This window comes from Burkholderia sp. HMSC10F09, assembly GCF_001806955.1.
GTDB lineage: Bacteria > Pseudomonadota > Gammaproteobacteria > Burkholderiales > Burkholderiaceae > Burkholderia > Burkholderia multivorans.
Genome location: NZ_KV786687.1, coordinates 2,161 through 25,597 on the forward strand (window position 1 = coordinate 2,161; position 23,437 = coordinate 25,597).

The following is a 23,437-nucleotide window of genomic DNA, read 5'->3' on the forward strand; positions in this document are numbered from 1 at the left end:
TCGATCACGCCGATGATGTCGCCGATCTTGTGCGAGCGGTCGGTGATTTCGTTCATCGTGCGCACGACGTCGTCGACCACCGCGCTGCCGCGCGTCGCGACCTGCGCCGCTTGATCGGCGAGCGATGCGGCCTGCGCGGCGCTTTCCGCGTTCTGCTTCACGTTGGCCGTCATCTGGTCCATGCTCGACGCGGTCTGCACGAGCGCGGCCGCCTGTTCCTCGGTGCGTTGCGACAGGTCCGTGTTGCCCGACGCGATTTCGCTCGCGCCGACGTTGATGTTCTCGGTGCCGGCGCGCACGCGCGACACCATGTCGATCAGCCCGTTTTGCATCGTATGCAGCGCGTGCAGCAGGCTGCCGCGATCGTCGCGCTTCACGTCGACGTGTGCGGTCAGGTCGCCCTGCGCGATGCGGCGCGCGGTGTCGACCGCGACTTCGAGCTCGCCGCCGAGGTTCGCGCGCACGCTGCGCAGCACGAGCACCATCACCGTGGTCGCGATCGCGCCGAGCACGGCCGTCATCCCGAACCAGCGCCCGATACTCGCGAGCACGGCCGAGCGCACGTCGTCCATGTACATGCCGGTCACGAGATACCAGTCCCACGGCGCGAAACGCTGGACCGCGCTCGTCTTGTCCTGCGGCTTGTCGGCGCCCGGTTTCGGCCACAGATACTCGACGAAGCCTTTGCCGCCTGCCGCATTGCCGACCTTCACGATCTCGACGAACAGGTGCTTGCCGTTCGGATCGGCGAAGTTCGACACGTCCTTGCCGTTCAGCTCGGTCTTGATCGGATGCATGACGATCACCGGCTTCGAATCGTTGATCGAAATGTAGCCGTCGCTGCCGTAGCGCATCGCGGCGATCGCTTCGAGCGCCTTCTGCTTCGCATCGGCTTCCGGCATTGCGTTCTGCTGCGACAGCTTGTAGTAGTGATCGGCAACGCTCGTCGCCTGCGCGACGAGCGACGCGAGCTGGTCGCGGCGGTCGTCGATCATCGAGGCGCGCGTCTGCCACGCGCCGATCCCGGCGATGACGAGCAGGCCGAGCCACAGAATGACGATCATCGAAGCCAGTTTCTGATTGAGGGTGAGAGTGCGCATGGTGGTTGAGTCGGTCGGTCGAACGGGGCGTGCCGCAACGGCGTGACGGGATGAGTCTTTTGACGGCGCGCGGCGGCGGCCGGCGTAGGCGGGAAATCCCTTAGAGCGACGGAAGCCGGCACCGGCGGTGCGGGCATCTATGCATATACATAAGGTGCGTCGCTATACTGTCGGGCGATGGCGTCGTGCGGGCGGCCCGGGCGGGCGGCGGCGCGGCGCCGAATGAAGCCGAAAGGAGGCAGCGATGCGAATTCTGGTGGTAGGGGCCGGCGCGGTCGGCGGATATTTCGGCGGCCGGCTCGCGGCGGCGGGGCGCGACGTGACGTTTCTCGTGCGCGACGGCCGCGCGGCCGCGCTCGCGCGCGACGGGCTCGTGATCCGCAGCCCGCGCGGCGACCTGACGCTGCGCGACGTGCAGACCGTGCGCGCAGGCGACAGCGCCGCGCCGTTCGATCTGGTGCTGCTCAGCTGCAAGGCGTACAGCCTCGACGATGCGATCGCGTCGTTCGCGCCGTTCGTCGGACCGTCGACGCTGATCCTGCCGATGCTCAACGGGATGCGCCATCTCGACGTGCTGCGCGAGCGGTTCGGCGCGGCGCGCGTGCTCGGCGGGCTGTGCGTGATCGCGGCGACGCTCGATCGCGAGCAGCACATCGTGCATCTGAACGATACACACGGGCTGTCGTTCGGCGAGCCGGGCGGCGGCGATTCGCCGCGCATGCGGGCGCTGGCCGACGTGCTCGGCAACGCCGGCTTCGACGCGACGCTCAGCGACGACATCGTCGCGCGGATGTGGGACAAGTGGGTGTTCCTCGCGACGCTGGCCGCGAGCACGTCGCTGTTCCGCGGCTCGGTCGGCGACATCCTCTCGGCGCCCGACGGCCGCCGTCTGCTCGAAACGATGCTCGACGAATGCAGTGCGATCGCGGCGCACAACGGCTATCGGCCGGAGCCGGCCGCGATCGCGCGGATGCAGCAGATGGTGCTGACGCCGTCGCCGCTCACCGCATCGATGCTGCGCGACATCGAGAACCGCGCGCGCGTCGAGGCCGACCACGTGATCGGCGATCTGCTCGCGCGCCGCGATCCGGACGCGGGCGATGCGCTGTCGCTGCTGCGGATCGCATACAACCATCTGAAGACCTACGAGGCGCGCGTCGCGCGCGAGCGGGCAGCCGCGTAACGGCGGCGGCCGGGCGCGGGCTCGGCGGCGGCGCTCTGCGTGGACCGTGTCGGCGCGTCCGGCCCGAGTCGCGCTGCCTCCGGCTTGGCCCTCACGCAGGCCCACTCACGCTGAGCCGCGCGCGCCGAGCCGTGCGCGCCGGCCCGCGCACGCCGTTCCGCGCTGCACAAATTTGCGCAACGGCGCCGTTTACGGTCCGAAAGCGCAAAAAAGTATCGAAAATCGGGCGTAAAGTTGGTGGAGCCGCGTGCGCGATCGACCTACATTGCTTCCCATGCGACCGGTCGGCGCGCCGCGCGAGACGGACGGCAGACGAACGCGCTGCCGGCAGGCCGGTCGACGAGACATGGGAATGGAGACGCCAAGATGATGCACCCCGATCTGGAAGTGGTCGACGTGCGACGCGACGAGTCGTTCAAGGTGTGGTCGCACGGTTATCCGTATCGCACGATCCGCTGGCATTTCCATCCCGAATTCGAACTGCACCTGATCGTCGCGACGCGCGGCAAGTATTTCGTCGGCGATCACATCGGCTCCTTCGAGCCCGGTCATCTCGTGCTGCTCGGCCCGAACCTGCCGCACAACTGGGTCAGCGACATGGCCGAAGGCGAAACCGTCGAGCGCCGCAATCTGGTGATCCAGTTCGACCAGTCGTTCGTGGACCGCTGCATGAACGCGTTTCCCGAATGCCGCGACGCGCAGACGCTGCTCGACGAAGCGCGGCGCGGCGTCGGCTTCGACGAGGCGACGAGCGCCGCGATCGCGCCGCTGTTCGACGAACTGCTGGGCGCGCGCGGAATGCGCCGCATCGCGCTGTTCATGACGATCCTCGAGCGGCTCTGCGCGGCGGCCGGGCGCACGCTGCTCGCGAGCCCCGCGTACGACCAGACGCACGTGACGCCGACGCGCCTGAGCCACGCGCTGTCGTATATCGGCAAGAACCTCGCGTCGGACCTGCGCGAATCCGATCTCGCCCAGCTGACCGGGCAGAGCGTCAGCGCGTTCTCGCGCGCGTTCCATCGCCACACCGGCATGCCGTTCGTCCAGTACGTGAACCGGCTGCGGATCGAGGCCGCGTGCCAGATGCTGCTCGACGAGCGCGCGAACATCACCGACATCTGCTTCCAGGCCGGCTTCAACAACGTGTCGAACTTCAACCGCCAGTTCCGCGCGGTGAAGGGGATGGCGCCGTCCGAATTCCGCGCGCTGCAGCGGCTGAACGCGCGCAGCCGCGAACTCGCGCTGCATGCGGCGCCGACCGGCAATCCGATGCCGCCGCGCGTCGTCACGCCGGGCGCGCCCGGTTTCGCGGCGCACCCCGGGTGATCGCTGCGCCGGCGCCCGCCTGACGCTTTTCCGCCGTTTTACCGAACCGTTCGCGTCGACGATCGACGCGCGGGGTTCGCTTGTCCGCGAACAATCGACGTCGCGGTTTTGCACGAGACCGGAGCACGCGCGCCCGCGCCGATTCCGGCCGATATCGAAGACCCAGGAGACACCGTCATGATGCAACCCTCGTTTGCTTCACCGTTCGGCCGCACCGTTCGCGTCGCGGCTGTCGCGGCGCTCGCCGTCGCGGCCGTGCTGCCCGCCGCCGCGCATGCGGCGCCGCTGCGGATCGGCATGACCTTCCAGGAGTTGAACAACCCGTACTTCGTGACGATGCAAAAGGCGCTGAACGAGGCGGCGGCGTCGATCGGCGCGCAGGTCGTCGTCACGGACGCGCACCACGACGTGACCAAGCAGGTCAGCGACGTCGAGGACATGCTGCAGAAGAAGATCGACATCCTGCTCGTCAATCCGACCGATTCGACCGGCATCCAGTCCGCGATCACGCAGGCGAAGAAGGCCGGTGCGGTCGTCGTGGCCGTCGACGCGAATGCGAACGGCCCCGTCGATTCGTTCGTCGGCTCGAAGAACTACGACGCCGGCGTGATGTCGTGCGACTACCTCGCGAAAGCGATCGGCGGCAGCGGCGAGGTCGCGATCCTCGACGGGATTCCGGTCGTGCCGATCCTCGAGCGCGTGCGCGGCTGCAAGGCCGGGCTCGCGAAATATCCGAACGTGAAGCTCGTCGACACGCAGAACGGCAAGCAGGAGCGCGCCACCGCGCTATCGGTGACCGAGAACATGATCTCCGCGCATCCGAAGCTGAAGGGCATCTTCAGCGTGAACGACGGCGGTTCGATGGGCGCGCTTGCCGCGATCGAGAGTTCCGGCAAGGACATCAAGCTGACGAGCGTCGACGGTGCACCGGAGGCCATCGCCGCGATCCAGAAGCCGAACTCGAAGTTCATCGAGACGACCGCGCAGTTCCCGGCCGACCAGGTGCGCATCGCGCTCGGCATCGCGATCGCGCGCAAGTGGGGCGCGACGGTGCCGAAGGCGATTCCGGTCGACGTGAAGGTCGTCGACCGCGGCAACGCGAAGGGCTTCAGCTGGTGAACGTGCGACGCGATGCGAGGGGCGCGTGCGCCCTTCGCGCGGAGAAGCCGATGGATACGATACTGAGGCTCAGCCAGATCACGAAAAGCTTTCCGGGCGTCAAGGCGCTGTCCGGCATCGATCTGCAGATCGCGCGCGGCGAGATTCATGCGCTGCTCGGCGAGAACGGCGCCGGCAAGTCGACGCTGATGAAGATCCTGTGCGGGATCCATCAGCCCGACGCGGGCACGATCGAAATCGACGGCGTCGAGCGCCATTTTGCGAACTATCACGACGCGGTCGCCGCCGGTGTCGGGATCGTGTTCCAGGAATTCAGCCTGATCCCGCATCTCGACGCGGTCGACAACCTGTTTCTGGGCCGCGAGCTGCGCGGCCGCTGGGGCGTGCGCGACCGCGCGCGGATGCGTCGCACGGCGGCCGGCATTTTCGCGCGGCTCGGCGTGTCGATCGATCTCGATGCGCCGATCCGTACGCTCTCGGTCGCGCAGCAACAGTTCGTCGAGATCGGCAAGGCGCTGTCGCTCGACGCGCGGATCCTGATTCTCGACGAGCCGACCGCGACGCTGACGCCGGCCGAGGCCGAGCATCTGTTCGCGATCATGCGCGAGCTGAAGCGCCAGGGCGTCGCGATGATCTTCATCTCGCATCACCTCGACGAGATCTTCGCGGTGTGCGATCGCATCACCGTGCTGCGCGACGGCCAGTACGTCGCGACGACGGAGGTTGCGCACACCGACGTCGAGCAGCTCGTGCGGATGATGGTCGGACGGCGGATCGAGAGCAGCTTTCCGCCGAAGCCCGCGCGACGCGCCGACGCGCCGGCGGTGCTCGAGGTCGACGCGCTGCAGCTCGAGCGCGGCGGCCCCGTGAACCGCTTCGCGCTGCACGCGGGCGAGATCCTCGGGTTCGCGGGGCTCGTCGGCTCGGGCCGCACCGAAACCGCACTCGCGGTGATCGGCGCGACGCGCGCCTACCGCAAGACGGTGCGCGTGCACGGCGCGCCCGCGAAGCTGGCCGATCCTGCCGATGCGCTGCGTGCCGGCATCGGCATCCTGCCGGAAAGCCGCAAGACGGAAGGGCTCGTCACGTCGTTCTCGATTCGCGACAACATCTCGCTCAACAACCTCGGCAAGTACCGGTCGCTGCGCTGGCTGATCGACCGGCGCGGCGAGGCGCGCACGACCGAGGACGTGATGCGCCGCGTCGGCGTGAAGGCGCCGTCGATCCACGCGGAAGTCGCGACGCTGTCCGGCGGCAACCAGCAGAAGGTCGTGATCGCGCGCTGGTTGAACCATCACGCGACGGTGCTGATCTTCGACGAGCCGACGCGCGGCATCGACGTCGGCGCGAAAGCGGAAATCTACGGGCTGATGCGCGAACTGACCGCGCGCGGCTACGCCATCATCATGATCTCGTCCGAGCTGCCGGAGATCGTCGGCATGTGCGATCGCGTCGCCGTGTTCCGGCAGGGCCGCATCGAGGCGACGCTCGAAGGCGACGAGATCGATCCCGACACGGTCATGACCTATGCCACGGCCGGCACGCGAGGAGCGACCCATGAACCTGCCTGATTCCTCTTCTTCCACGCCTTCGACGACGCTCGCCGGCACGGCCGCCGACGCCCTGCCGCCGCCGCGCGCGAAGTGGGCGCAGCTGCGGCGCTCGACGCTGTTCTATCCGCTCGTCGGGCTGATCGTCGTCTGCATCGCGATGATGATCGCGAGCCCGAGCTTCCTGTCCGCGGCGAACCTCGAGAACGTGCTGCGCCAGGTGTCGATCAACGCGATCATCGCGGTCGGGATGACCTGCGTGATCCTGACGGGCGGGATCGATCTGTCGGTCGGCTCGGTCATGGCGCTGTCGGGCACGCTCGCGGCCGGGCTGATGGTCGCGGGGTTGAACGCGGTCGCCGCGCTCGCGATCGGGATCGCGGTCGGCTTCGGTTTCGGCTTTTTGAACGGCGTGTTCGTCGCGTTCGCGGGGATGCCGCCGATCATCGTCACGCTCGCGACGATGGGCATCGCGCGCGGCCTCGCGCTGATCTATACGGGCGGCTATCCGATCGACGGGCTGCCCGACTGGGTCGCGTTCTTCGGCAGCGGCAAGGTGTTCGGCATCCAGGCGCCCGTGCTGATCATGCTGGTCGTCTATGCGATCGCGTGGCTGCTGCTCGAGCGCATGCCGTTCGGCCGCTACGTGTACGCGATCGGCGGCAACGAGCAGGCGACGCGGCTCACCGGCGTGCGCGTCGCGCGCGTGAAGCTGATCGTCTACACGCTGGCCGGCGTCACGTCCGCGCTCGCGGCGATCGTGCTGACCGGGCGGCTGATGAGCGGACAACCGAACGCAGGCGTCGGCTTCGAGCTCGATGCGATCGCCGCGGTCGTGATGGGCGGCACGTCGATCTCCGGCGGACGCGGCGCGATCCTCGGCACGCTGGTGGGCGCGCTGCTGCTCGGCGTGCTGAACAACGGGCTCAACATGATCGGCGTGAACCCTTACGTGCAGAACGTGATCAAGGGCGGAATCATCCTGCTCGCGATCTACATCAGCCGCGAACGTTCGCGGTGACGCGGGCGCTTCGTCGGCCCTCCAACCTTTCTCCTTGACCGAAACGAGACAACTCATGACGACACCCGAAGCCCAGCCGCGGATGACCGCGGTCGTCTGCCACGGCCCCGAGGACTATCGCGTCGAACAGGTCGCAAAGCCGCGCGCGGGCGCGAACGAACTCGTGATCCGGATCGCCGCGTGCGGCATCTGCGCGAGCGACTGCAAATGCTATACGGGCGCGAAGATGTTCTGGGGCGGCCCGAACCCGTGGGTGAAGGCGCCCGTGATTCCCGGCCACGAATTCTTCGGCTACGTCGAAGCGCTCGGCGACGGCGCGGCCGAGCACTTCGGCGTCGCGCTCGGCGATCGCGTGATCGCCGAGCAGATCGTGCCGTGCGGCAAGTGCCGCTACTGCAAGTCGGGCCAGTACTGGATGTGCGAGGTGCACAACATCTTCGGCTTCCAGCGCGAGGTGGCCGACGGCGGAATGGCTGAGTACATGCGCATTCCGCCGACCGCGATCGTGCACCGGATTCCGCTCGGCGTGTCGCTCGAGGACGCGGCGATCATCGAGCCGCTGTCGTGCGCGATCCATACCGTGAATCGCGGCGATATCCAGCTCGACGACGTCGTCGTGATCGCCGGCGCGGGCCCGCTCGGGCTGATGATGACGCAGGTCGCGCATCTGAAGACGCCGAAGAAGCTCGTCGTGATCGACCTGATCGACGAGCGGCTCGAGCTTGCGCGGCAGTACGGCGCGGACGTGACGATCAACCCGCGGCGCGACGATGCGCGCGAGATCGTGCGGGCGCTGACCGACGGCTACGGCTGCGACGTCTATATCGAAACGACCGGCGCGCCGGTCGGCGTGAATCAGGGGCTCGAGCTGATCCGCAAGCTCGGGCGCTTCGTCGAGTTCAGCGTGTTCGGCGAGGATGCGACGGTCGACTGGTCGATCATCGGCGATCGCAAGGAACTCGACGTGCGCGGCGCGCATCTCGGCCCATACTGCTATCCGATCGCGATCGATCTGCTCGCGCGCGGACTCGTCACGTCGAAGGGCATCGTCACGCACGGCTTCGCGCTCGAGGACTGGGACGAGGCGATCCGCATCGCGAAATCGCCGGAATCGATCAAGGTGCTGTTGAAGCCCGCGCGCTGAGCGATCGCGCGCATGACGGGAGGCATCATGGAATACGTGATTGGCGTCGACATCGGCACGCAGAGCACCAAGGCGCTGCTCGTCGACCGGCACGGTACGATCGTCGCGCAGCGCGCGGCCGGCTATCGGCCCGATACGCCGAAGCCGCTGTGGGCCGAGCAGTGGCCGCAGGTCTGGTTCGACGCGGTGCTCGACTGCATCGCGGGCTGCGTCGACGAGGCGCGCACGCGCGGCGTGCGGGCCGATGCGATCCGCGCGGTATGCGTGAGCAGCCTCTACGGCGGCTCCGGCATTCCGGTCGACCGCGACATGCGGCCGATTCATCCCTGCCTGATCTGGATGGACCGGCGCGCGACCGCGGAAGTCGAGCGCGTGAACGCCGATGTCGACGTCGAGCGGCTGCGCGCGATCACGGGCAACGGCATCGACAGCTATTACGGGTTCACGAAAATGCTGTGGCTGCGCGAACAGCGGCCGGAGGTCTGGGCGAACGTGCGCTACTTCCTGCCGCCGAACGCGTACGTGATCTATCTGCTGACGGGCGAAATCGCGGTCGACCACAGTTCGGCCGGCAACATCGGCGGCGTGTACGACATCGCGCGCCGCGAATGGTCGGACGAAGCGCTCGACATGCTCGGCATTCCGGCGACGATGATGCCGGAGCGGCTCGTCGAGTCGACGGAGATCGTCGGCGGGCTGCTGTCGCAATGGACCGAGCGGCTCGGGCTGCGCGCGGGCACGCCGCTCGTCGCGGGCGGCGTCGATGCGGCCGTCGCGACGTTCGCGGCCGGCGCGACGCGTGCGGGCCAGCATGTCGCGATGATCGGCACCAGCATGTGCTGGGGTTACGTGACGCAGCACGCGGATGCGCGGCACGGGCTGGTCAGCATGCCGCATGTGTTCGACGGACAGCGCGATCTGTACGTGTTCGGCGGAGCGATCACGGCCGGTGCGTCGGTTGCGTGGTTTCGCGACCAGTTCTGCCACGCGGAGTGCGAGGCCGCGCGCGCGTTGCCGCACGGCGATCCGCACGTGCTGCTCGAGGAAGCGGCCGCGCGCGTGCCGGCCGGCGCCGACGGCGTGCTGTTCCTGCCATACCTGATGGGCGAGCGCAGCCCGGTATGGGACGCGAAGGCGAGCGGCGCGTTCGTCGGGCTCAGTCTCGCGCATACGCGCGCGCACCTGTATCGCGCGGTGCTCGAAGGCGTCGCGTTCGCGCTGCGGCACAACATCGATGCCGGTCGCCGCGGGGCCGCGACGCTCGACGACAAGCTGATCGTCGTCGGCGGCGCCGCGCATTCGGCCCTGTGGATGCAGATCGTCGCGGACGTCAGCGGCTTTCCGGTCTGGACCATCGAGCAGGACGTCGAAGCCGCGATGGGCGCGGCGCTGCTCGCCGCGTTCGGCGTCGGCATCGTGTCGCACGACGACGCGCAGGGCGGCTGGGTCTCGCTCGTCGAGCGTGCGCGTCCCGATCCCGCGCGCGCGGCCGCATATGCGGCGCGCTTCGCGCTCTACACGGCGCTGTACCCGGCGCTCAAGCCGATCATGCACGCGCTGCAATCCGCATCATGAACACGCAATTCGACTTCAGCGGTGCGCGCGTGCTCGTCACCGGCGCATCGAGCGGGATCGGCCGCGCCTGTGCGGTGGCGCTCGCCCAGGCGGGCGCGCAGGTCGTCGCGGCCGCGCGCGACATGGCGGCGCTCGAGGCGCTCGCCGGCGAAACGGGCTGCGACACGGTACGCCTCGACGTCGGCCGCGACGAGCAGGCGATCGATGCCGCGCTCGCGCGGTTCGCGGCGTTCGACGGGCTCGTGAACTGCGCGGGCGTCGCCTCGCTCGAATCGGCGCTCGACGTCGGCGCGGCCAGCTTCGATCGCGTGATGGCCGTCAATGCGCGCGGCGCCGCGCTCGTCGCCCGCGCGGTCGCGCGCCGGATGATCGAGCAGGGCTCCGCGCGCGGCGGCAGCATCGTCAACGTGTCGAGTCAGGCCGCGCTCGTCGGGCTGCCCGCGCATCTGAGCTACTGCGCGTCGAAGGCCGCGATGGATGCGATCACACGGGTGCTCTGCATCGAGCTCGGCCCGCACGGGATCCGCGTGAACAGCGTGAACCCGACCGTGACGCTGACGCCGATGGCGCAGTTCGCGTGGAGCGATCCGGCGAAAAGCGCGCCGATGCTCGCGGCAATTCCGCTCGGGCGGTTTGCGCAGCCCGATGAAGTCGTCGCGCCGGTGCTGTTTCTGTTGAGCGGCGCGGCGTCGATGATCAGCGGCGTGTCGCTCGCGATCGACGGCGGCTATACGGCGCGGTAGCGGCGCTCGCGCGCGATCGTGCGGCGCCGCGACATCGGTGCATCGCCCATGCCCGCAAAACCGCTTGGACCCGCGCGCGGCTAAACGGGATCCTTGCTCGGCGGCCCGTCCGGCTGCTGCGGATTGTCGTGATGATGGCCCGGAGACGGCGGCGACAGCGGATCGTCTTCCGGATCCCGGTTCGGGTCCGCCGGAGGCTCGGGCATTGGAGTGGTGTGATCGGTCATGGCGCGCTCGTGCGATTCGTAACGGCGGCGGCGCGGCGGCCGCGCCTCGTCTTCGTTCTTCGTTATAGGCAATCGCGCGCGCGTTTGCAGTGCGATTCGTCGAGCGGTCGGCGCGCGCCGCGTGCCGCGCATGGCGTCGTGCCGCCGGTGTCCGCTGCAGGCCGGCATGCGCGTCGCACGGCCCGGCGGGCCGCGGCGCGCGCTCAGCGCAGGTCGGCGGGCGTATCGACGTCGCGCAGGACGCCCGGATCGTCGACGTCCAGAAGTCTGACCGGCGCCGTCTTGAACAGCGCGCGGGCGCCCGTATCGCCGTCGAGCGCCGCGAGTGCATCGTAATGGTGAGCGGCAAAGCCGACCGGATGGCCGCGCACGCCGCGATGGGACGGCGCGACGATCGAGGCGTCGTCGGCGTCGAGCGCGCGCGTCAGTGCTTCGTAGGTCGATGCCGCGATCCACGGCATGTCGCCGAGCGCGACGAGCCAGCCGGGTGCGTCCGCGCACGCGCGGACGCCGGCCGCGAGGCTTGCGCCCATGCCGCGCAGCGCGTCGGGCGCATAGACGACCTGGCAGCCGGCATCGTTCAGCAGCATCGCGAGTTGTTCCGCGCCCGGACGCACGACCGCGACGACGTCGGCCGTCGCCGCCGCAAGGCGCCGCGCGGCGGCCACCGCGACCGGCGTGCCGTCGGGCAGCTGGGCGAGCAGCTTGCTCTGCAGACCGCTCGGATCGAAACGTTGGCCGAGACCGCCGGCGAGCAGCACGCCGGTGGCGAGTGACGCATAGGACATCGCGGGAGGGGGCGGGAGAAGGTGGCCCGATTGTGCGGGAGCGGGCCACGATCGGCAAGTGCCGATGTTACCGATCGGGTGTGACCGGCGGAAAGAATGTCGGCGCGCGTTTCGATCGGCGGTGCGCGGTCGATAGCCGATGCGCGCTCACGCCTCCGTCGCAATGTGTCGCACGGTTGCGCAATCGTGCGTGACGGTTTCGTCGCATGAAAACGCGGATTTCCGCGATCGGCGTTTCCGCTACGACGCGCGCGACGTCGTTCGACCGGACGCTTTCGCCTGCTCGGCGCTGCCGTGTTCGTCGTCGGTATGCAGCGGCCGGTCGATCCATTTTTCGAGCCAGCCGATCAGGCGCTCGAGCATGTCCTTGCGATGCGACGGCCGCCCGGACTCGAAGAAGTGATGGCTGCCGCCCGGATAGGTGACGAGTTCGACCGGCGTGGCGGTCGCACTCATGATGCCGGTAAACAGCTCCTCGGCCTGGGACACCGGGCAGCGTTCGTCGCGCTCGCCCTGCAGGATCAGCGTCGGCGTGCGCACGTGCTCGACGTAGCTGAGCGGCGACAGGTCGCGCATCGCGTCGCGTTTGACGCTCAGCTCGCCGTACATCGAGTAGCAGTCGGAGTAGTAGCCGCTGTCCGATACCGCGAAGTGCGACTCGATGTCGGCGACCGGCGCGCAGACGACCGCCGCGCGAAATGCCGTCGTATTGCCGACTGCCCATGCGCCGAGGAAGCCGCCGTACGATTTACCGGCGATCGCGACGCGTTCGTCGGCGCAGCCTTCGTTGCGCAGCGCGTCGACGGCCGCGAGCTGCTGATCGAGGTCGCACTTGCCCCACTTCTTGCGCGCGCGCGAACTGAAGTCGCGTCCGTAGCTGCTCGAGCCGACCGGATTCAACGCGAGCACCGCCCATCCGCGCGAAATCAGGATCGGCCAGTAGACATGCCAGTTGAAGCTCAGCAACGCGTAGCTCGCGGGGCCGCCGTGCACGTCGACGAGAACCGGCCGCGCACCTTTCGCGCCGGGCGCGGTCAGCCACCATCCGTCAACACGTTCGGTGCCGCCGCGTTCATCAGGCACGTCGAACCGGCGCATCGTGACGTCCGGCATCGTCCTGTCGCGCCACCATGGATTGAAGTCGGTCAGGCGTCGCTCGTCGCCGCCGTCGAGCGCGGCGGTCCAGATGTCGGCCGGCGTGCGCGCGTCGTCGGACGTGTAGAGCAGACCGTTCGCGCCGAGTGCGAAGTGGCCGACCTGGCGGTCGCCGGTTATGACGCGCTGAAGTGTGCCGTCGGCCACGGCGATCGTCGCGACTTCCTGTCGTCCGTGGTGCGCGAGCACGAAGTACAGGCGCGTGGAATCGTGCGACCAGAAGACCGTGCGGCCCGATACGACCTCGATGTCGTCGTCGCCGAGCGCGCGCGTGTCGCCTGTGCGCGCGTCGTGCAGCCACAGACGCATCTGCGCGTCGCCGTCGTGTTCGCTGCCGATCAGCGCGATGAAGCGGCCGTCGGGCGACCAGCGCGGAAAGGCGGCCGATGCGATCGTCGACGTCAGCTGCCGCGCATTGCCGCCGTCCGCGTCGACGACCCACACGTCCGTGCGATGCGCGAAGCGTCCGTCGCGCGTGCGCGTGAACGCGATGCGTTGGCCGTCGGGAGACCAGTCGGCCTCGCTCACTTCGAACGATCCTCGCGTCAGCCGGCGCGATGCGCCGGTTTGCGCGTCGATCGTATGGAGGTGGATCTCGGTGTCGAGCGTGTAGCCGACGCCATCGAGCTTGTAAGGCAGCCGCCATACGACGCGCGGCGCGTCGGCCGGGCGGTCGGCGGCTTCGTCGCTATCGCCGTGCGTGTTGCCGCGTTGCTCGGGGTCCGCCGCGATCGTGCACAACGCGAGCAGCTGCTTGCCGTCCGGCGACCATTCGAACGACATCACGCCCGACGGCAGATCGGTTACGCGTCGCGCTTCGCCGCCGTCGGTCCGGATCGCGTGGATCTGGCGGCCGCTGCCGCGGTCCGACAGGAATGCCAGCGCCTGTTCGCCGGGACACCAGCGCGGATGCGAATCGGCGTTGCCGAACGTGAGTTGTCGAGGCGGCCGGCCGCCGTCGATATCAACGAGCCATAGCGCGCTGCGGTAGGCGTCGGCATCGCGATCGGGCGTCGACAGTTCGCAGACGGCCAGATCGCCCTCGAAGCGGCACTGCAAATCGACGATGTCGCGGTAGAGATAGAGATCGTCGGGCTCGAATGGTTGCGGCATGGTCGTGATCTCCGGCGAAGTGGGCCCGACGGGCGAGTCGCCCCCCGCAGCGCGCGGGGGGCTTGTTGCTGTTCTAGCGGCGACCGCATTACGTCACTTCTTTTCGTTGCGACGCTGTTCTTCCTGACGGTTTTCGCTGCGCTTCTCGTTACGATTCTCCTGTTTCTCGTTGCGCTCCTTTTCGTGATGCTCGCTGCGTTCTTTCCGCTCGCTGTGCTGGTGTTCCTGATTCGCCATGATCCTTCTCCAGTGGTTGAGCGCGTCGATGGACGCGGAACGGATAGAGCATCGCGCGTGCCGCCGAGCGGCGATGTCGAAGCCGACGGGCGAATCTGCATGCGCGACGTGAATCGACCGTGTACGTGAATCCAGGTGAAGCGGAACAAGGGAAACGCATGATCGCGTGCCGCCCTCATTACATTTCGTATTGCAGAATTTGCATCGGTCGGCGTTCCGATACGCGTTTTGCGCGGGAATCGGGTGACCGTCCGACCACGCCGGCATCGCGGCACTGTGGGTATGGGCGATGCTCGACACCGTAGGCCGTGATCGGAAACGTGCAGGTGTGCGCGCGAGCGTACGCGTGTTTGTGTTCGAGTTCGTGTTCTCGAAAGGGCGCGATCCGCGTGCGCGACGTGCCGGCGCGCATCGCGAAAGGGACACACGCCGCTTGCCGCGGATGCCCGCCGTACGCTCTCGGCACGAATCATTGTCGGCACGCGGCATCGCTGCTGCGTGCGTTGTCAGCATCGTCGACGCAACCGGATCGCGTTATTGAACGCCGCGGCCGTTGCGTGACGACCGGACCCTTCATGGAGAGATCGAATGGAAGATTACGCCGGGAAGTCTCAGGACGAACGCGTCGCGGCGCGCAAGGGCAAGCCCGTCGCCGCGCAAGAGCAGCCGGGCGGCGACATGGCCGTGCCGGGCACGATGCCCGACGCGACACATAGCAGCGGCGAACTGTCGGAAGCCGGCAAGGCGCAGTGGAGGCAGGGTAATACGACGGGCCGCAAACCGGGCGAGTGAGCGCTGCGCCGCGCTAGGCGTCGGCCCACTTGCGCAACAGATTGTGATAGATGCCGGTCAGTGCGATCACCGTCGGATCCTTCGCGCCTTTTTCGGCGGACAGCGTCTGAATCTGCGTGTCGAGCTGGAACAGCAGCGTGCGGTCGCCGTCGTCGCGGACCATGCTCTGAATCCAGAAGAACGACGCGATACGCTCGCCGCGCGTCACGGGTGTCACGTGATGCAGGCTCGACGCCGGATACAGCACGAGATCGCCGGCCGGCAGCTTCGCGCGATGCACGCCGTACGTGTCTTCCACGCAGAGCTCGCCGCCGTCGTACGTGTCGGGCTCTGCGAGAAACAGTGTGGCCGACAGATCGCTGCGCACGCGGAAATCGGTGCCGCGCAACAGCCGGATCGCATTGTCGACGTGCGTGCCGAACGCGTCGCCGCCCGCATAGCGATTGAACAGCGGCGGAAACACCTTCAGCGGCAGCGCAGCGGAAAAGAACAGCGGATGGCGCGCGAGCGCGTCCTGAATCGCATCGCCGACCGCGCGCGCGACCGGCGAGCCTTCGGGCAGCTGCCGGTTGCGCTTCGCGAGCGCGGACTGCGCACCCGACGTCGCATTGCCGTCGATCCATTCGGCCGCATCGAGCATCTCTCGACAGCGTGCAACCTGCGCTTGGGTCAGCACGCCCGGAACGTGCAGCATCATGTGGCGGACTCCATGTCGTGCGACGACAGCTGCATGGCTGCCGCGCGAAATGCGTCGAGCGGCGACGACGCGAGATAGGCGCGCATCTTCGCGACGAACGCGGGCGTGGCGGTGGCGGGCACGCGGGCGAGCCACGCGAGCGCTTCGTCGATGCGCCCGCGCTCGCCGAGCAGCCGCGCATAGTTGAATTGCCCGCGAAAATCGCCTGCTTCGGCGGCGCGGCGATAGTGGTCGAACGCGGCGTCGCGGTCGACGTCGACGACCCAGCCGTCTTCATAGAAGCCGCCGATCAAATTGATCGATTTCGCGTGTCCGAGCGCGGCCGCGCGCCGGAACCAGTCGAGCGCTTCCGCGCGGTTCTCGTCGATGCCGTTGCCGAGCGCGAGCGCGGTCGCGTAGTTGTACATGCCCCAGTCGAGTCCCGCTTGCGCGGCGAGGCGATACCAGTACACGGCAACGGGCGCGCACGCGGCCGTGCCCCAGCCGAATTCGTAGCAGCGCCCGAGCATGTTCATCGCCATCGGATGACCGGCCCGCGCCGCGTGCGCGAACCAGCGGAACGCGGCGGCCGGATCGCGCGGCACGCCGCGGCCGTCGAGCAGGTACTGCCCGTAGACGGCCTGCGCCTCGACGATGCCGTTGTCGGCGGCCGCCGCGACCCACGCGGCCGCGCGCTCGGGCGGGCCGGCCAGAATCTCGGCGAACTCGCGCGGCGAGACCGACGCGAGCGCCTTCAGCGATACGGCTTCCATCGATCAGTAGCGCGCGTTCAGCGTGACGAACGCGGAGCGGCCCGGCGCGATCGACGCGTAGTGCGCCGGATACGCCTGATCGAAGTACGTGCGGTTGAACAGGTTGTTCACGTTCAGCTGCAGGTCGAGCTTCTTGTTGATGCGGTACTGCGCCATCGCATCGAAGCGCCAGTACGACGGCACCGCGCGCAGGTTAGCCGGATCGCCGAACACTTCCGACATGTAGAACGCGCCGCCGCCGACCGTGAACTTCGGCGTGACGTCGTAGTTCGTCCACATCGTGAAGCTGTGCTTCGGCGTATTCGGGAAGCGATGGCCGTTGTTCGCGGTGTCCTTGCCGTTGTCGCGCAGTTCGCTCTTCATGTACGTGTAGCCGCCGAACACCTGCCACTGTTTCGTGAGCTGGCCCGCGACGCCGAGCTCGAGGCCCTGCACGCGCTTGTTGCCCACCATCGCGTACTGGTTGTTCGGCAGCGTCACGCGCGCGTTCGTCGTGTCGATCTGGAACAGCGCGGCCGTCAGCGACAGCTTGTCGTTCAGCACGTTCCACTTCGTGCCGACCTCGATGCTGCGGTTCTTCTCGGGCGACAGCTGATCGGCGTTCGAACCGACGCCGCCGCGGCCCGGCGTGAGCGATTGCGTCTCGCTGCCTTCGCCGAGCAGCATCCCGGCCGGCGTCGACGACGTCGCGTACGACGCATAGATGCTGCCGTTCTGCGCGGGCTTGAACACCGCGCCGAGCTGCCAGTTGAACAGCGTGTCGTCGCGCGTGTAGGTCTTGCCGCCGTTCGCCTTCGTATCGGTGAAGCGCGTCGAATAATCGTCGACGCGCACGCCGGCATTGAGCTGCCAGCGCGGCGTCAGCTCGATCGTGTCGAAGCCGTAGATCGACTTCGTCGTGGTGCGCGCATGCGCATAGTCGTTGTTGCGCGAGATCGAACCGGCCCACGGATCGGCCGGGTTCGGCGACCACAGGCTCGTGCAGTTGTAGCCGGACGGTGCGCCGATGCCGTTGTTGCAGATCGCGCCGGTGCCGGTCGCGACCTTGTACGTGTCGCGCTTGCCCCATTCGCGCGACAGCTCGATGCCGGTCGTGAAGCTGTGCTTGAACGGGCCGGTGCGAAAGTCGCCGAACAGCTCGGTCTGGTTCGCGATGCTGTTGATCGAACTGTTGCGGTTGTTGTTGCGGCGCCAGACCTTGCCGTTGATCACGTTGCCCTGGCTGTCGTCGGGCTGCGTCCAGATGTAGTCCTGCGTCGATTCGGTGTAGCGCGTCGTGTTGCGCACGGTCAGCGCCGGCGTGATGTCGTGCTCGATGCGCAGCGTGCTGATGTCCGACGTCGTCTTGCGGAAGTCGCGGTCGATCAGGCCGTAGAAGTTGTGGCGGTCGACCGGCGCCGGATAGATCGTGTCGACGTTCGCGGGCTTGTTCGTCGTCGTGTAGAAGTACGGAATGCCGCTGTCGGGCAGGTCGTCCGTCGACAGATGGTAGTAGCTCGCGGTCACGCGCGTCGGCGTGCCGAGGCCGAACGCGATCGACGGTGCGACGCCCCAGCGTTCGTTGTTCACGGCGTCGCGGCCCGCCACGTCGTTGTTGTGGCTCATCAGGTTCAGCCGGAACGCCGCATGATCGGCGAACTGCCAGTTGCCGTCGGCGGTGAAGCGACGGTAGCGATCGGTGCCGAGCCCGGCGCTCGCGGCGGCCGTCGTGCCGAGGTGCGGCGCCTTCGTGATCAGGTTGATGCTGCCGCCCGCGCCGCCGCGCCCGCCGTATGCGCCGTCCGAGCCTTTCGTGATCTCGACGCGTTCGGTGTTGAAGATTTCGCGCGTGGTCGCGCCGGTGTCGCGCATGCCGTCGACGAACATGCTGCCCTGCGTGTCGTAGCCGCGGATGAACGGGCGGTCGCCGAGCGGGTTGCCGCCTTCGCCGGCGCCGAACGTGATGCCGGGCACGGTGCGCAGTGCTTCGGTCAGCGTCGACGCGCCGCTGGTCTGAATCAACTCCTGCGGAATCACGGTGACCGATTTCGGCGTGTCGACGAGCGGCGCGGTGAATTTGGCCGACGCGGAAAAATCGGCCTTGTAGCTGTGCTCGGCACGGCCCTTGATCTCGATCGGCGCGAGATGGCCTTCCGCGTCTGCCGGCGCGGGCGGCGGGGCGCCGTCGGCGGCGAATGCGGGACTGGCGGCGAGCACGCTGCACAGGGTGGTGAATTTTCCGAGCTTCGACTCGTCGGAACGGGACTTCATGATGCGCTTCGACCTCGCTGTGTGCCCCGGAGGCGAAGTGCTGCAGGATCCTGCATGCCGCCGGGAATTATTACGAATTCTTTTCAGCGCGCATTCTATGTAATTTTCTATTAAATGAGAAGCGTTCTTGTTCTCGTTTGTAAGGAAAACGTGCGTTGTAGCAATCGTGGGCGACGGATGGCGGCCAAACGGCCGACTGGGATGGTGCGGCCGCGCGGGCTAGAGTATTCGGACGTGATGCTATCCATCGCGACAGCATCGCGCCCTTCGGGTCCGCGCGGCGCTGCACGGGCGCAGTACCGAGGCAGAGGTGCGCGACATCCTCGAGCAGGCCGTGTTGTCGGAAGGGCGCGTGAAGCTGGGAACCTTGCTGGCGGAAATCGGGCGGGAGGCAGGCGGTGTCGATCTCGACATCCAGCGTGACAAGACGCCAACCGATCCGATGAGCTTCGAATGATCCTTGTCGATACGAACGTCATTTCCGAACCGCTGCGGCGCGAGCCGAGCGCGGCCGTGATCGAATGGCTCGACGCGCAGAACGTCGAGACGCTGTTCCTGGCCGCGATCAGCCTCGCCGAAATGCGCTTCGGTGTCGCGGCGCTGCCGGAAGGGCGCCGGCGGGACTGGCTCGAGCAAAGCATCGAGCATCGTGTCGTGCCGGTGTTTCGCGGCCGGATCCTGCCGTTCGACGATGCCGCGGGCAAAGCCTATGCGCGCATTCGTGCGCACGCCCGTGCCGTCGGCAACGCGATCGCGCCGGCCGACGGCTACATTGCCGCGACGGCCGAGGCGAACGGCCTGATCGTCGCGACGCGCGACGTCGCGCCGTTCGAGGCCGCGGGCCTGCGCGTGATCGATCCGTGGGCCTCATAGGGCGCGCCAGTGCGTCAAGGTATCGCGTCGAAATGAAAACAGCGCGCCGGGTGGCCCGGCGCGCTGTTCACGATGCGGTGCGCGGCACGCCGGCCCGACGCAATCGCGTCCCGGCCGGACGATTCCCCGGATATCAGTCGATCCCGTGAAACACGGCATCCTCCGGTCCCAGGTATGCCGGCGGTCGCCACGTCGCGTCGCGCATCGAATGCTGGACGAGGTTTTCGACGCCGAGCAGCACCGCAAAGATCGCCATGCGCACCGGAATGCCGTTGTCGGTCTGCCGGAAGATCGCGAGACGCGGATCGCGGTTCAGGTCCGTCGAGAGATCGTTCGCGCCGGGCCGGCTGTCGCGCGGCAGCGGATGCATGATCAGCGTGTCGGGTTTGCAGACCGTGTCGACGAGCGCCTGATTGATCTGAAAATCGGGCGTATAGCCTTCGAACGATTCGTCGGTGAAGCGCTCCTTCTGGATTCGCGTCGCATAGACGACGTCGGCGCCGCGCAGCCCCGCCGCGAGGTCGTTCGTCTGCTCGATCACGTGCCCGTTTGTCGCGATCTGATCGATGATGTAGGCGGGCATTTCGAGCGTCGGCGGCGACACCAGCGTGAACTTGAGCCCGCGGTAGAGCGCGAGCAGCTTGACGAGCGAATGCACGGTGCGGCCGTATTTGAGGTCGCCGACGAGCGCGATGTGCGCGCCGTCGACGATCTTGCCGAGCCGCGAGAACTCGCGCTGGATCGTATAGAGATCGAGCAGCGCCTGGCTCGGATGCTCGCCCGGGCCGTCGCCGCCGTTGATCACCGGCAGATTGGTCGCGCGCGCGAATTCGGCGACCGAGCCTTTCTCCGGATGGCGGATCACGAGCGCGTCGACGTAGCCGGCCATCACGCGGCTCGTGTCGTAGATCGACTCGCCTTTCGCCATCGACGAGAACGTGAACCCGGTCGTATCGCAGACGGAGCCGCCGAGCCGGCAGAACGCCGCGCCGAACGACACGCGCGTGCGCGTGCTGGCTTCGAAGAACAGGTTGCCGAGCACCGCGCCTTCGAGCACGCGCGAAATCTTGTGGCGGCGCGCGATAGGCTGCATGACGTCGGCGACGCGGAACAGCGCCTCGACCGACTCGCGCGAGAACTGGTCGACCGATAGTAGTTGCGGCTTGCCTTCGAACAGGAACTGCTTCGCGAGCCCCTGGTTATCTACGCGTTGCGTATAGATTTCGCCTTCCGGCGCCGCGCGCTCGACGATCTCCGACACGAACCGCTCGACGATTTCCGGCATGCCGCGCGACTCCTGCGAATCGTCGGGTAGCAGCCACGTATCAAGCGCACGGCGGCTCACGCCGATACGGTTCGCGAACGCTTCGCGCGTCATGTTGAGGCGGCGCATCGCGTCGCGGAGGAAGGCTTGCTGAGGAACGGGCATCGGCGGCACCTGATGAAAAATATACGCGGTGCGTATATTAGTCGCGCATGAGCCGAAGTCAAGGAAAATCTCGCGCCGGACCGTGTCGCGCGCACGATACGGTGCGCGTTCGTACTGGCGTGCGGCGGACGGCTCCGTATAATCAGGTCAGGCCCCGTGTCCTGCATCGTGCAGGGCGCCATGCCGCCAACCGTTTGCCCGCTCGGGTGCACTGATTACAAGGAGAACGAGAATGACGCGTACGATTGCTGCGATGCTGCTGGTGATGACTGCCGCAATGGCCGGCTGCAACACGGTCGCCGGCGTGGGCGAGGACATTTCGAAGGGCGGTCAGGCAATCAGCAACACGGCCGAAAAGGCGAAGTAAGCCGGCTGCCCGTCGAACGCAAAAGCGCCGTGCCGTCCCGCGATCGCGGGCGGCACGGCGCTTTTGCTTGTGCGTACGAAATGCGCGGCGCCGTTACGACGCGCGATCGACGAACGCATAGCGGCCGTCGACCTTGCGCGGCGTGAACCAGCCGTAGTCGGGGAACATCCGGTTGCGGACGAACCATACGTAGCCGATCAGCACGGCCGTGACCGCGAGGGTCGGCAGCGCGGTCGACGGATCGTGCGTCAGGTCCGCGATGGTCTTCGGCAACTGCAGCAGCGATAGCGTGATGAACGCGTGATACGCGCCGACGCGGTGTGTCGCGAATCCCCAGATGAACAGCAGCGCCAGCGGCACGGTCAGCGCGACAAAGAGCAGCGTGACGCCCTGGCCGCTCGCGCGCGACGAGCCGAGCCGGCCGGCGACTTCGAACAGGAAATAGGCGATATCGAGACTGATCAGCAACTGCACGACCGCGATGCCGATCAGGATCCGGACGTGCACCTTGTTGCGTCGGCATCGTTCCGGATCGGGCCGTGATGCAATCAGCCGGGCGAGCACGCGATCCTTGAGACCGTGCCCGGACAGGTTCGCGAGCACCTCGGCTTTCCTCGTTCCCCCGGCGAGCAGCGCCGCGATTTTTGCTTTCGCTTCCTTCTTGTTCATTGCGTGACGGATGGTTGTCGACAGTGGTCAAAAGGCCCGGCCACGCGAATATTGCACCTCGCGCGAGGCGACGCAACGGTTTTGCGGCGCGCGGAAACATTCCTACAGTCGTGGTGAACGCGCATCGGCGCACCGCCGCATCGCGCGACGCGCGAGCACCGCAGCGTCGCGTGCTTCGTGCAGGGCGACGGCGCGTCATTCCGCGGCGGCGCGCGCTGGCGGCGCGGGGTCGGCATGGCACTGAGCGTCCGCGTTCGTCGACGAATCGCGCCGCCGCGTCGCGCCGACCAGCACGCCCGCCACGACGAGCGCGATGCCGGCGACGCGCGTCGCGGTCAATGCGTCGCCGAACAGCACGACCGCGAACAGCACGGCCGACACCGGCGCGATCGCCGTGAACAGCGCGGCCTCGGTGCCGCTCGTGCGCGCCGAGCCCGCATACCAGCATACGTAGCCGAGTACGGTCGGCACCAGTGCGTAATAGGCGATCGCCGACACTGCGCCAAACGTCCAGCCCGACACGACGGCCCGCCATTCGAACGCGGCCGGTATCAGCGCGAGCACGAAGCCGAGCGCCGACATCGCGGCGGACAGCGTCAGCGGCGGCAGCGGTGCGGTCAGCCGCCGGTTCAGCAGAATGAACACCGCTTCGCACGCGACCGCGGCGAGCACGAGCGCATCGCCGACGAGCGCGCGCAGCGACGGCATCGCATGGCCGGGTGCGAACGTGACGAACAGCACGCCCGACGTGGCAAGCGCCGCGGCGACCCAGTCGCGCCGCGTCTGCCGCTCGCGCAGTACGACGGCCGCGATCAGCGTCGACATCGCGGGCAGCGTGCCCAACATCACGCCTGCGTCGATCGGCGACGCGAGCTTCGTGCCGCAGATCAGCAGCACCGTATAGCCGACGCCGCCGGCGGCCGCCTGGATCACGAGCAGCACGGCATCGCGCGTGGACGGCCGCGTCCAGCGAAGCCGCCGCATGCGCATCAGCGCGATCAGCAACGGCGTCGCGATCAGGAAACGCAGCGCGGTCGCCGCGAACGGCGGAAGGCCGCCGGCCGCCACGCGGCTCGCGATGACGGTGCTGCCGACGCCTGCCATTGCGGCGGCGAGATAGAGATAGCCGATCAGTCGTGTCTTCATGGGCCGCATCGTCGCGTGTGGCGCGGTGCGGCGTCTTGAACGAAATTGCAGCGGTGAAGGAGCGGTGATGTGGGCGCGATGCGGTGGCGATGGGGCGGCTATGCGGAGGCGATGCGGAGGGGACGCAGAGGCGATGAAGCGGCGATGCAGCGGCCAAGCAAGGCCAAGCAAGGCCAAGCAA

22 protein-coding genes and 1 pseudogene are annotated in these 23,437 nt (G+C 67.8%); 12 read left to right on the forward strand and 11 right to left on the reverse strand.

Annotation, left to right across the window (positions count from 1 at the left end):
- A partial coding sequence (locus HMPREF3115_RS12755) for a cache domain-containing protein (protein WP_256276184.1) occupies window positions 1–1,100 on the reverse strand: 1,100 nt, incomplete at its 3' end.
- A 244-nt stretch (window positions 1,101–1,344) separates the two neighbouring features.
- On the opposite strand from HMPREF3115_RS12755, the gene panE reads away from it, so the two are divergent.
- The 8 genes from panE (at window position 1,345) to HMPREF3115_RS12795 (ending at window position 10,761) form a co-directional block, all read left to right on the forward strand.
- On the forward strand, window positions 1,345–2,283 hold the full coding sequence (panE, locus tag HMPREF3115_RS12760) for a 2-dehydropantoate 2-reductase (RefSeq protein ID WP_006408904.1): 939 nt from the start codon (window positions 1,345–1,347) through the stop codon (window positions 2,281–2,283).
- A gap of 366 nt (window positions 2,284–2,649) precedes the next feature.
- Complete coding sequence (locus HMPREF3115_RS12765; protein WP_053298355.1) at window positions 2,650–3,609, forward strand: AraC family transcriptional regulator; 960 nt, start codon at window positions 2,650–2,652, stop codon at window positions 3,607–3,609.
- A gap of 177 nt (window positions 3,610–3,786) precedes the next feature.
- A complete protein-coding gene (locus HMPREF3115_RS12770) occupies window positions 3,787–4,728 on the forward strand; it encodes an ABC transporter substrate-binding protein (protein WP_035487502.1) in 942 nt (313 codons plus the stop codon).
- 50 nt (window positions 4,729–4,778) lie between these two features.
- Window positions 4,779–6,299: a sugar ABC transporter ATP-binding protein gene (locus HMPREF3115_RS12775; protein WP_006403055.1), complete on the forward strand. Its 1,521-nt coding sequence runs from the start codon at window positions 4,779–4,781 to the stop codon at window positions 6,297–6,299.
- The gene (locus tag HMPREF3115_RS12780; protein ID WP_006408908.1) at window positions 6,286–7,299 is read left to right on the forward strand and encodes an ABC transporter permease; all 1,014 of its coding nucleotides are present in this window, start codon (window positions 6,286–6,288) and stop codon (window positions 7,297–7,299) included. Before HMPREF3115_RS12775 ends, HMPREF3115_RS12780 begins: the two co-directional genes overlap by 14 nt.
- 55 nt (window positions 7,300–7,354) lie before the next feature.
- Window positions 7,355–8,443: an alcohol dehydrogenase catalytic domain-containing protein gene (locus HMPREF3115_RS12785; RefSeq protein WP_070554629.1), complete on the forward strand. Its 1,089-nt coding sequence runs from the start codon at window positions 7,355–7,357 to the stop codon at window positions 8,441–8,443.
- Between the two features lie 27 nt (window positions 8,444–8,470).
- The gene (locus tag HMPREF3115_RS12790; protein ID WP_070554630.1) at window positions 8,471–10,018 is read left to right on the forward strand and encodes an FGGY-family carbohydrate kinase; all 1,548 of its coding nucleotides are present in this window, start codon (window positions 8,471–8,473) and stop codon (window positions 10,016–10,018) included.
- Window positions 10,015–10,761 (forward strand): SDR family oxidoreductase, encoded by a 747-nt coding sequence (locus HMPREF3115_RS12795; protein ID WP_070554632.1) that lies wholly within the window; start codon window positions 10,015–10,017, stop codon window positions 10,759–10,761. The genes HMPREF3115_RS12790 and HMPREF3115_RS12795 overlap by 4 nt, the downstream gene beginning before the upstream one ends.
- An 80-nt stretch (window positions 10,762–10,841) precedes the next feature.
- On the opposite strand, the gene HMPREF3115_RS31605 is transcribed toward HMPREF3115_RS12795, so the two are convergent.
- The 4 genes from HMPREF3115_RS31605 to HMPREF3115_RS31610 all read right to left on the reverse strand — a co-directional run bounded on the left by HMPREF3115_RS31605 (window position 10,842) and on the right by HMPREF3115_RS31610 (window position 14,281).
- The gene (locus HMPREF3115_RS31605; protein ID WP_012468001.1) at window positions 10,842–10,988 is read right to left on the reverse strand and encodes a hypothetical protein; all 147 of its coding nucleotides are present in this window, start codon (window positions 10,986–10,988) and stop codon (window positions 10,842–10,844) included.
- A gap of 203 nt (window positions 10,989–11,191) precedes the next feature.
- Window positions 11,192–11,776: a nucleotidyltransferase family protein gene (locus HMPREF3115_RS12805; RefSeq protein WP_070554634.1), complete on the reverse strand. Its 585-nt coding sequence runs from the start codon at window positions 11,774–11,776 to the stop codon at window positions 11,192–11,194.
- A 240-nt stretch (window positions 11,777–12,016) separates the two neighbouring features.
- Window positions 12,017–14,044: a S9 family peptidase gene (locus HMPREF3115_RS12810; protein ID WP_070554635.1), complete on the reverse strand. Its 2,028-nt coding sequence runs from the start codon at window positions 14,042–14,044 to the stop codon at window positions 12,017–12,019.
- 93 nt (window positions 14,045–14,137) lie between these two features.
- A complete protein-coding gene (locus HMPREF3115_RS31610; protein WP_006409932.1) occupies window positions 14,138–14,281 on the reverse strand; it encodes a hypothetical protein in 144 nt (47 codons plus the stop codon).
- A 588-nt stretch (window positions 14,282–14,869) separates the two neighbouring features.
- Between HMPREF3115_RS31610 and HMPREF3115_RS12815 the strand changes: the two genes are divergently transcribed.
- A complete protein-coding gene (locus tag HMPREF3115_RS12815; RefSeq protein WP_070554637.1) occupies window positions 14,870–15,073 on the forward strand; it encodes a hypothetical protein in 204 nt (67 codons plus the stop codon).
- Between the two features lie 13 nt (window positions 15,074–15,086).
- Here the strand turns inward: HMPREF3115_RS12815 and HMPREF3115_RS12820 are convergent, their stop codons facing one another.
- The 3 genes from HMPREF3115_RS12820 to HMPREF3115_RS12830 are packed head-to-tail and all read right to left on the reverse strand — an operon-like array spanning window position 15,087 to window position 18,772.
- A complete protein-coding gene (locus HMPREF3115_RS12820; RefSeq protein WP_070554638.1) occupies window positions 15,087–15,770 on the reverse strand; it encodes a Fe2+-dependent dioxygenase in 684 nt (227 codons plus the stop codon).
- Entirely contained in the window at window positions 15,767–16,522 is a 756-nt protein-coding gene (locus HMPREF3115_RS12825; RefSeq protein WP_070554639.1) for a tetratricopeptide repeat protein, read from the reverse strand. The genes HMPREF3115_RS12820 and HMPREF3115_RS12825 overlap by 4 nt, the downstream gene beginning before the upstream one ends.
- Before the next feature lie 3 nt (window positions 16,523–16,525).
- Entirely contained in the window at window positions 16,526–18,772 is a 2,247-nt protein-coding gene (locus tag HMPREF3115_RS12830) for a TonB-dependent receptor (protein ID WP_070554640.1), read from the reverse strand.
- A gap of 244 nt (window positions 18,773–19,016) precedes the next feature.
- Here HMPREF3115_RS12830 and HMPREF3115_RS12835 point away from each other — a divergent pair.
- Window positions 19,017–19,229: pseudogene (locus tag HMPREF3115_RS12835) on the forward strand (plasmid stability protein); the annotation flags it as partial.
- Window positions 19,226–19,645 (forward strand): type II toxin-antitoxin system VapC family toxin, encoded by a 420-nt coding sequence (locus HMPREF3115_RS12840; RefSeq protein WP_006403072.1) that lies wholly within the window; start codon window positions 19,226–19,228, stop codon window positions 19,643–19,645. The pseudogene HMPREF3115_RS12835 and the gene HMPREF3115_RS12840, both read left to right, overlap by 4 nt.
- Before the next feature lie 133 nt (window positions 19,646–19,778).
- Here the strand turns inward: HMPREF3115_RS12840 and HMPREF3115_RS12845 are convergent, their stop codons facing one another.
- Window positions 19,779–21,074, reverse strand: coding sequence for an aspartate carbamoyltransferase (locus HMPREF3115_RS12845; protein WP_035487510.1), 1,296 nt, complete (start codon window positions 21,072–21,074; stop codon window positions 19,779–19,781).
- Between the two features lie 232 nt (window positions 21,075–21,306).
- Between HMPREF3115_RS12845 and HMPREF3115_RS12850 the strand changes: the two genes are divergently transcribed.
- On the forward strand, window positions 21,307–21,441 hold the full coding sequence (locus HMPREF3115_RS12850) for an entericidin A/B family lipoprotein (protein WP_006409923.1): 135 nt from the start codon (window positions 21,307–21,309) through the stop codon (window positions 21,439–21,441).
- A gap of 93 nt (window positions 21,442–21,534) precedes the next feature.
- Here the strand turns inward: HMPREF3115_RS12850 and HMPREF3115_RS12855 are convergent, their stop codons facing one another.
- Window positions 21,535–22,110: a permease gene (locus HMPREF3115_RS12855; protein ID WP_070554641.1), complete on the reverse strand. Its 576-nt coding sequence runs from the start codon at window positions 22,108–22,110 to the stop codon at window positions 21,535–21,537.
- 195 nt (window positions 22,111–22,305) lie between these two features.
- Window positions 22,306–23,256: a DMT family transporter gene (locus HMPREF3115_RS12860; RefSeq protein ID WP_083211898.1), complete on the reverse strand. Its 951-nt coding sequence runs from the start codon at window positions 23,254–23,256 to the stop codon at window positions 22,306–22,308.
- Window positions 23,257–23,437: the final 181 nt, after the last annotated feature.

What these genes read in the sequence shown, in the direction of transcription:
- HMPREF3115_RS12810 (WP_070554635.1), bottom strand. Translation starts at nt 14,044, where the DNA reads ATGCCGCAACCATTCGAGCCCGACGATCTCTATCTCTACCGCGACATC.
- HMPREF3115_RS12855 (WP_070554641.1), bottom strand. Translation starts at nt 22,110, where the DNA reads ATGAACAAGAAGGAAGCGAAAGCAAAAATCGCGGCGCTGCTCGCCGGG.
- HMPREF3115_RS12795 (WP_070554632.1), top strand. Translation starts at nt 10,015, where the DNA reads ATGAACACGCAATTCGACTTCAGCGGTGCGCGCGTGCTCGTCACCGGC.
- HMPREF3115_RS31605 (WP_012468001.1), bottom strand. Translation starts at nt 10,988, where the DNA reads ATGACCGATCACACCACTCCAATGCCCGAGCCTCCGGCGGACCCGAAC.
- HMPREF3115_RS12860 (WP_083211898.1), bottom strand. Translation starts at nt 23,256, where the DNA reads ATGAAGACACGACTGATCGGCTATCTCTATCTCGCCGCCGCAATGGCA.
- HMPREF3115_RS12815 (WP_070554637.1), top strand. Translation starts at nt 14,870, where the DNA reads ATGGAAGATTACGCCGGGAAGTCTCAGGACGAACGCGTCGCGGCGCGC.
- HMPREF3115_RS12780 (WP_006408908.1), top strand. Translation starts at nt 6,286, where the DNA reads ATGAACCTGCCTGATTCCTCTTCTTCCACGCCTTCGACGACGCTCGCC.
- HMPREF3115_RS12785 (WP_070554629.1), top strand. Translation starts at nt 7,355, where the DNA reads ATGACGACACCCGAAGCCCAGCCGCGGATGACCGCGGTCGTCTGCCAC.
- panE (WP_006408904.1), top strand. Translation starts at nt 1,345, where the DNA reads ATGCGAATTCTGGTGGTAGGGGCCGGCGCGGTCGGCGGATATTTCGGC.
- HMPREF3115_RS12840 (WP_006403072.1), top strand. Translation starts at nt 19,226, where the DNA reads ATGATCCTTGTCGATACGAACGTCATTTCCGAACCGCTGCGGCGCGAG.
- HMPREF3115_RS12775 (WP_006403055.1), top strand. Translation starts at nt 4,779, where the DNA reads ATGGATACGATACTGAGGCTCAGCCAGATCACGAAAAGCTTTCCGGGC.
- HMPREF3115_RS31610 (WP_006409932.1), bottom strand. Translation starts at nt 14,281, where the DNA reads ATGGCGAATCAGGAACACCAGCACAGCGAGCGGAAAGAACGCAGCGAG.
- HMPREF3115_RS12845 (WP_035487510.1), bottom strand. Translation starts at nt 21,074, where the DNA reads ATGCCCGTTCCTCAGCAAGCCTTCCTCCGCGACGCGATGCGCCGCCTC.
- HMPREF3115_RS12820 (WP_070554638.1), bottom strand. Translation starts at nt 15,770, where the DNA reads ATGATGCTGCACGTTCCGGGCGTGCTGACCCAAGCGCAGGTTGCACGC.
- HMPREF3115_RS12830 (WP_070554640.1), bottom strand. Translation starts at nt 18,772, where the DNA reads ATGAAGTCCCGTTCCGACGAGTCGAAGCTCGGAAAATTCACCACCCTG.
- HMPREF3115_RS12765 (WP_053298355.1), top strand. Translation starts at nt 2,650, where the DNA reads ATGATGCACCCCGATCTGGAAGTGGTCGACGTGCGACGCGACGAGTCG.
- HMPREF3115_RS12825 (WP_070554639.1), bottom strand. Translation starts at nt 16,522, where the DNA reads ATGGAAGCCGTATCGCTGAAGGCGCTCGCGTCGGTCTCGCCGCGCGAG.
- HMPREF3115_RS12770 (WP_035487502.1), top strand. Translation starts at nt 3,787, where the DNA reads ATGATGCAACCCTCGTTTGCTTCACCGTTCGGCCGCACCGTTCGCGTC.
- HMPREF3115_RS12850 (WP_006409923.1), top strand. Translation starts at nt 21,307, where the DNA reads ATGACGCGTACGATTGCTGCGATGCTGCTGGTGATGACTGCCGCAATG.
- HMPREF3115_RS12790 (WP_070554630.1), top strand. Translation starts at nt 8,471, where the DNA reads ATGGAATACGTGATTGGCGTCGACATCGGCACGCAGAGCACCAAGGCG.
- HMPREF3115_RS12805 (WP_070554634.1), bottom strand. Translation starts at nt 11,776, where the DNA reads ATGTCCTATGCGTCACTCGCCACCGGCGTGCTGCTCGCCGGCGGTCTC.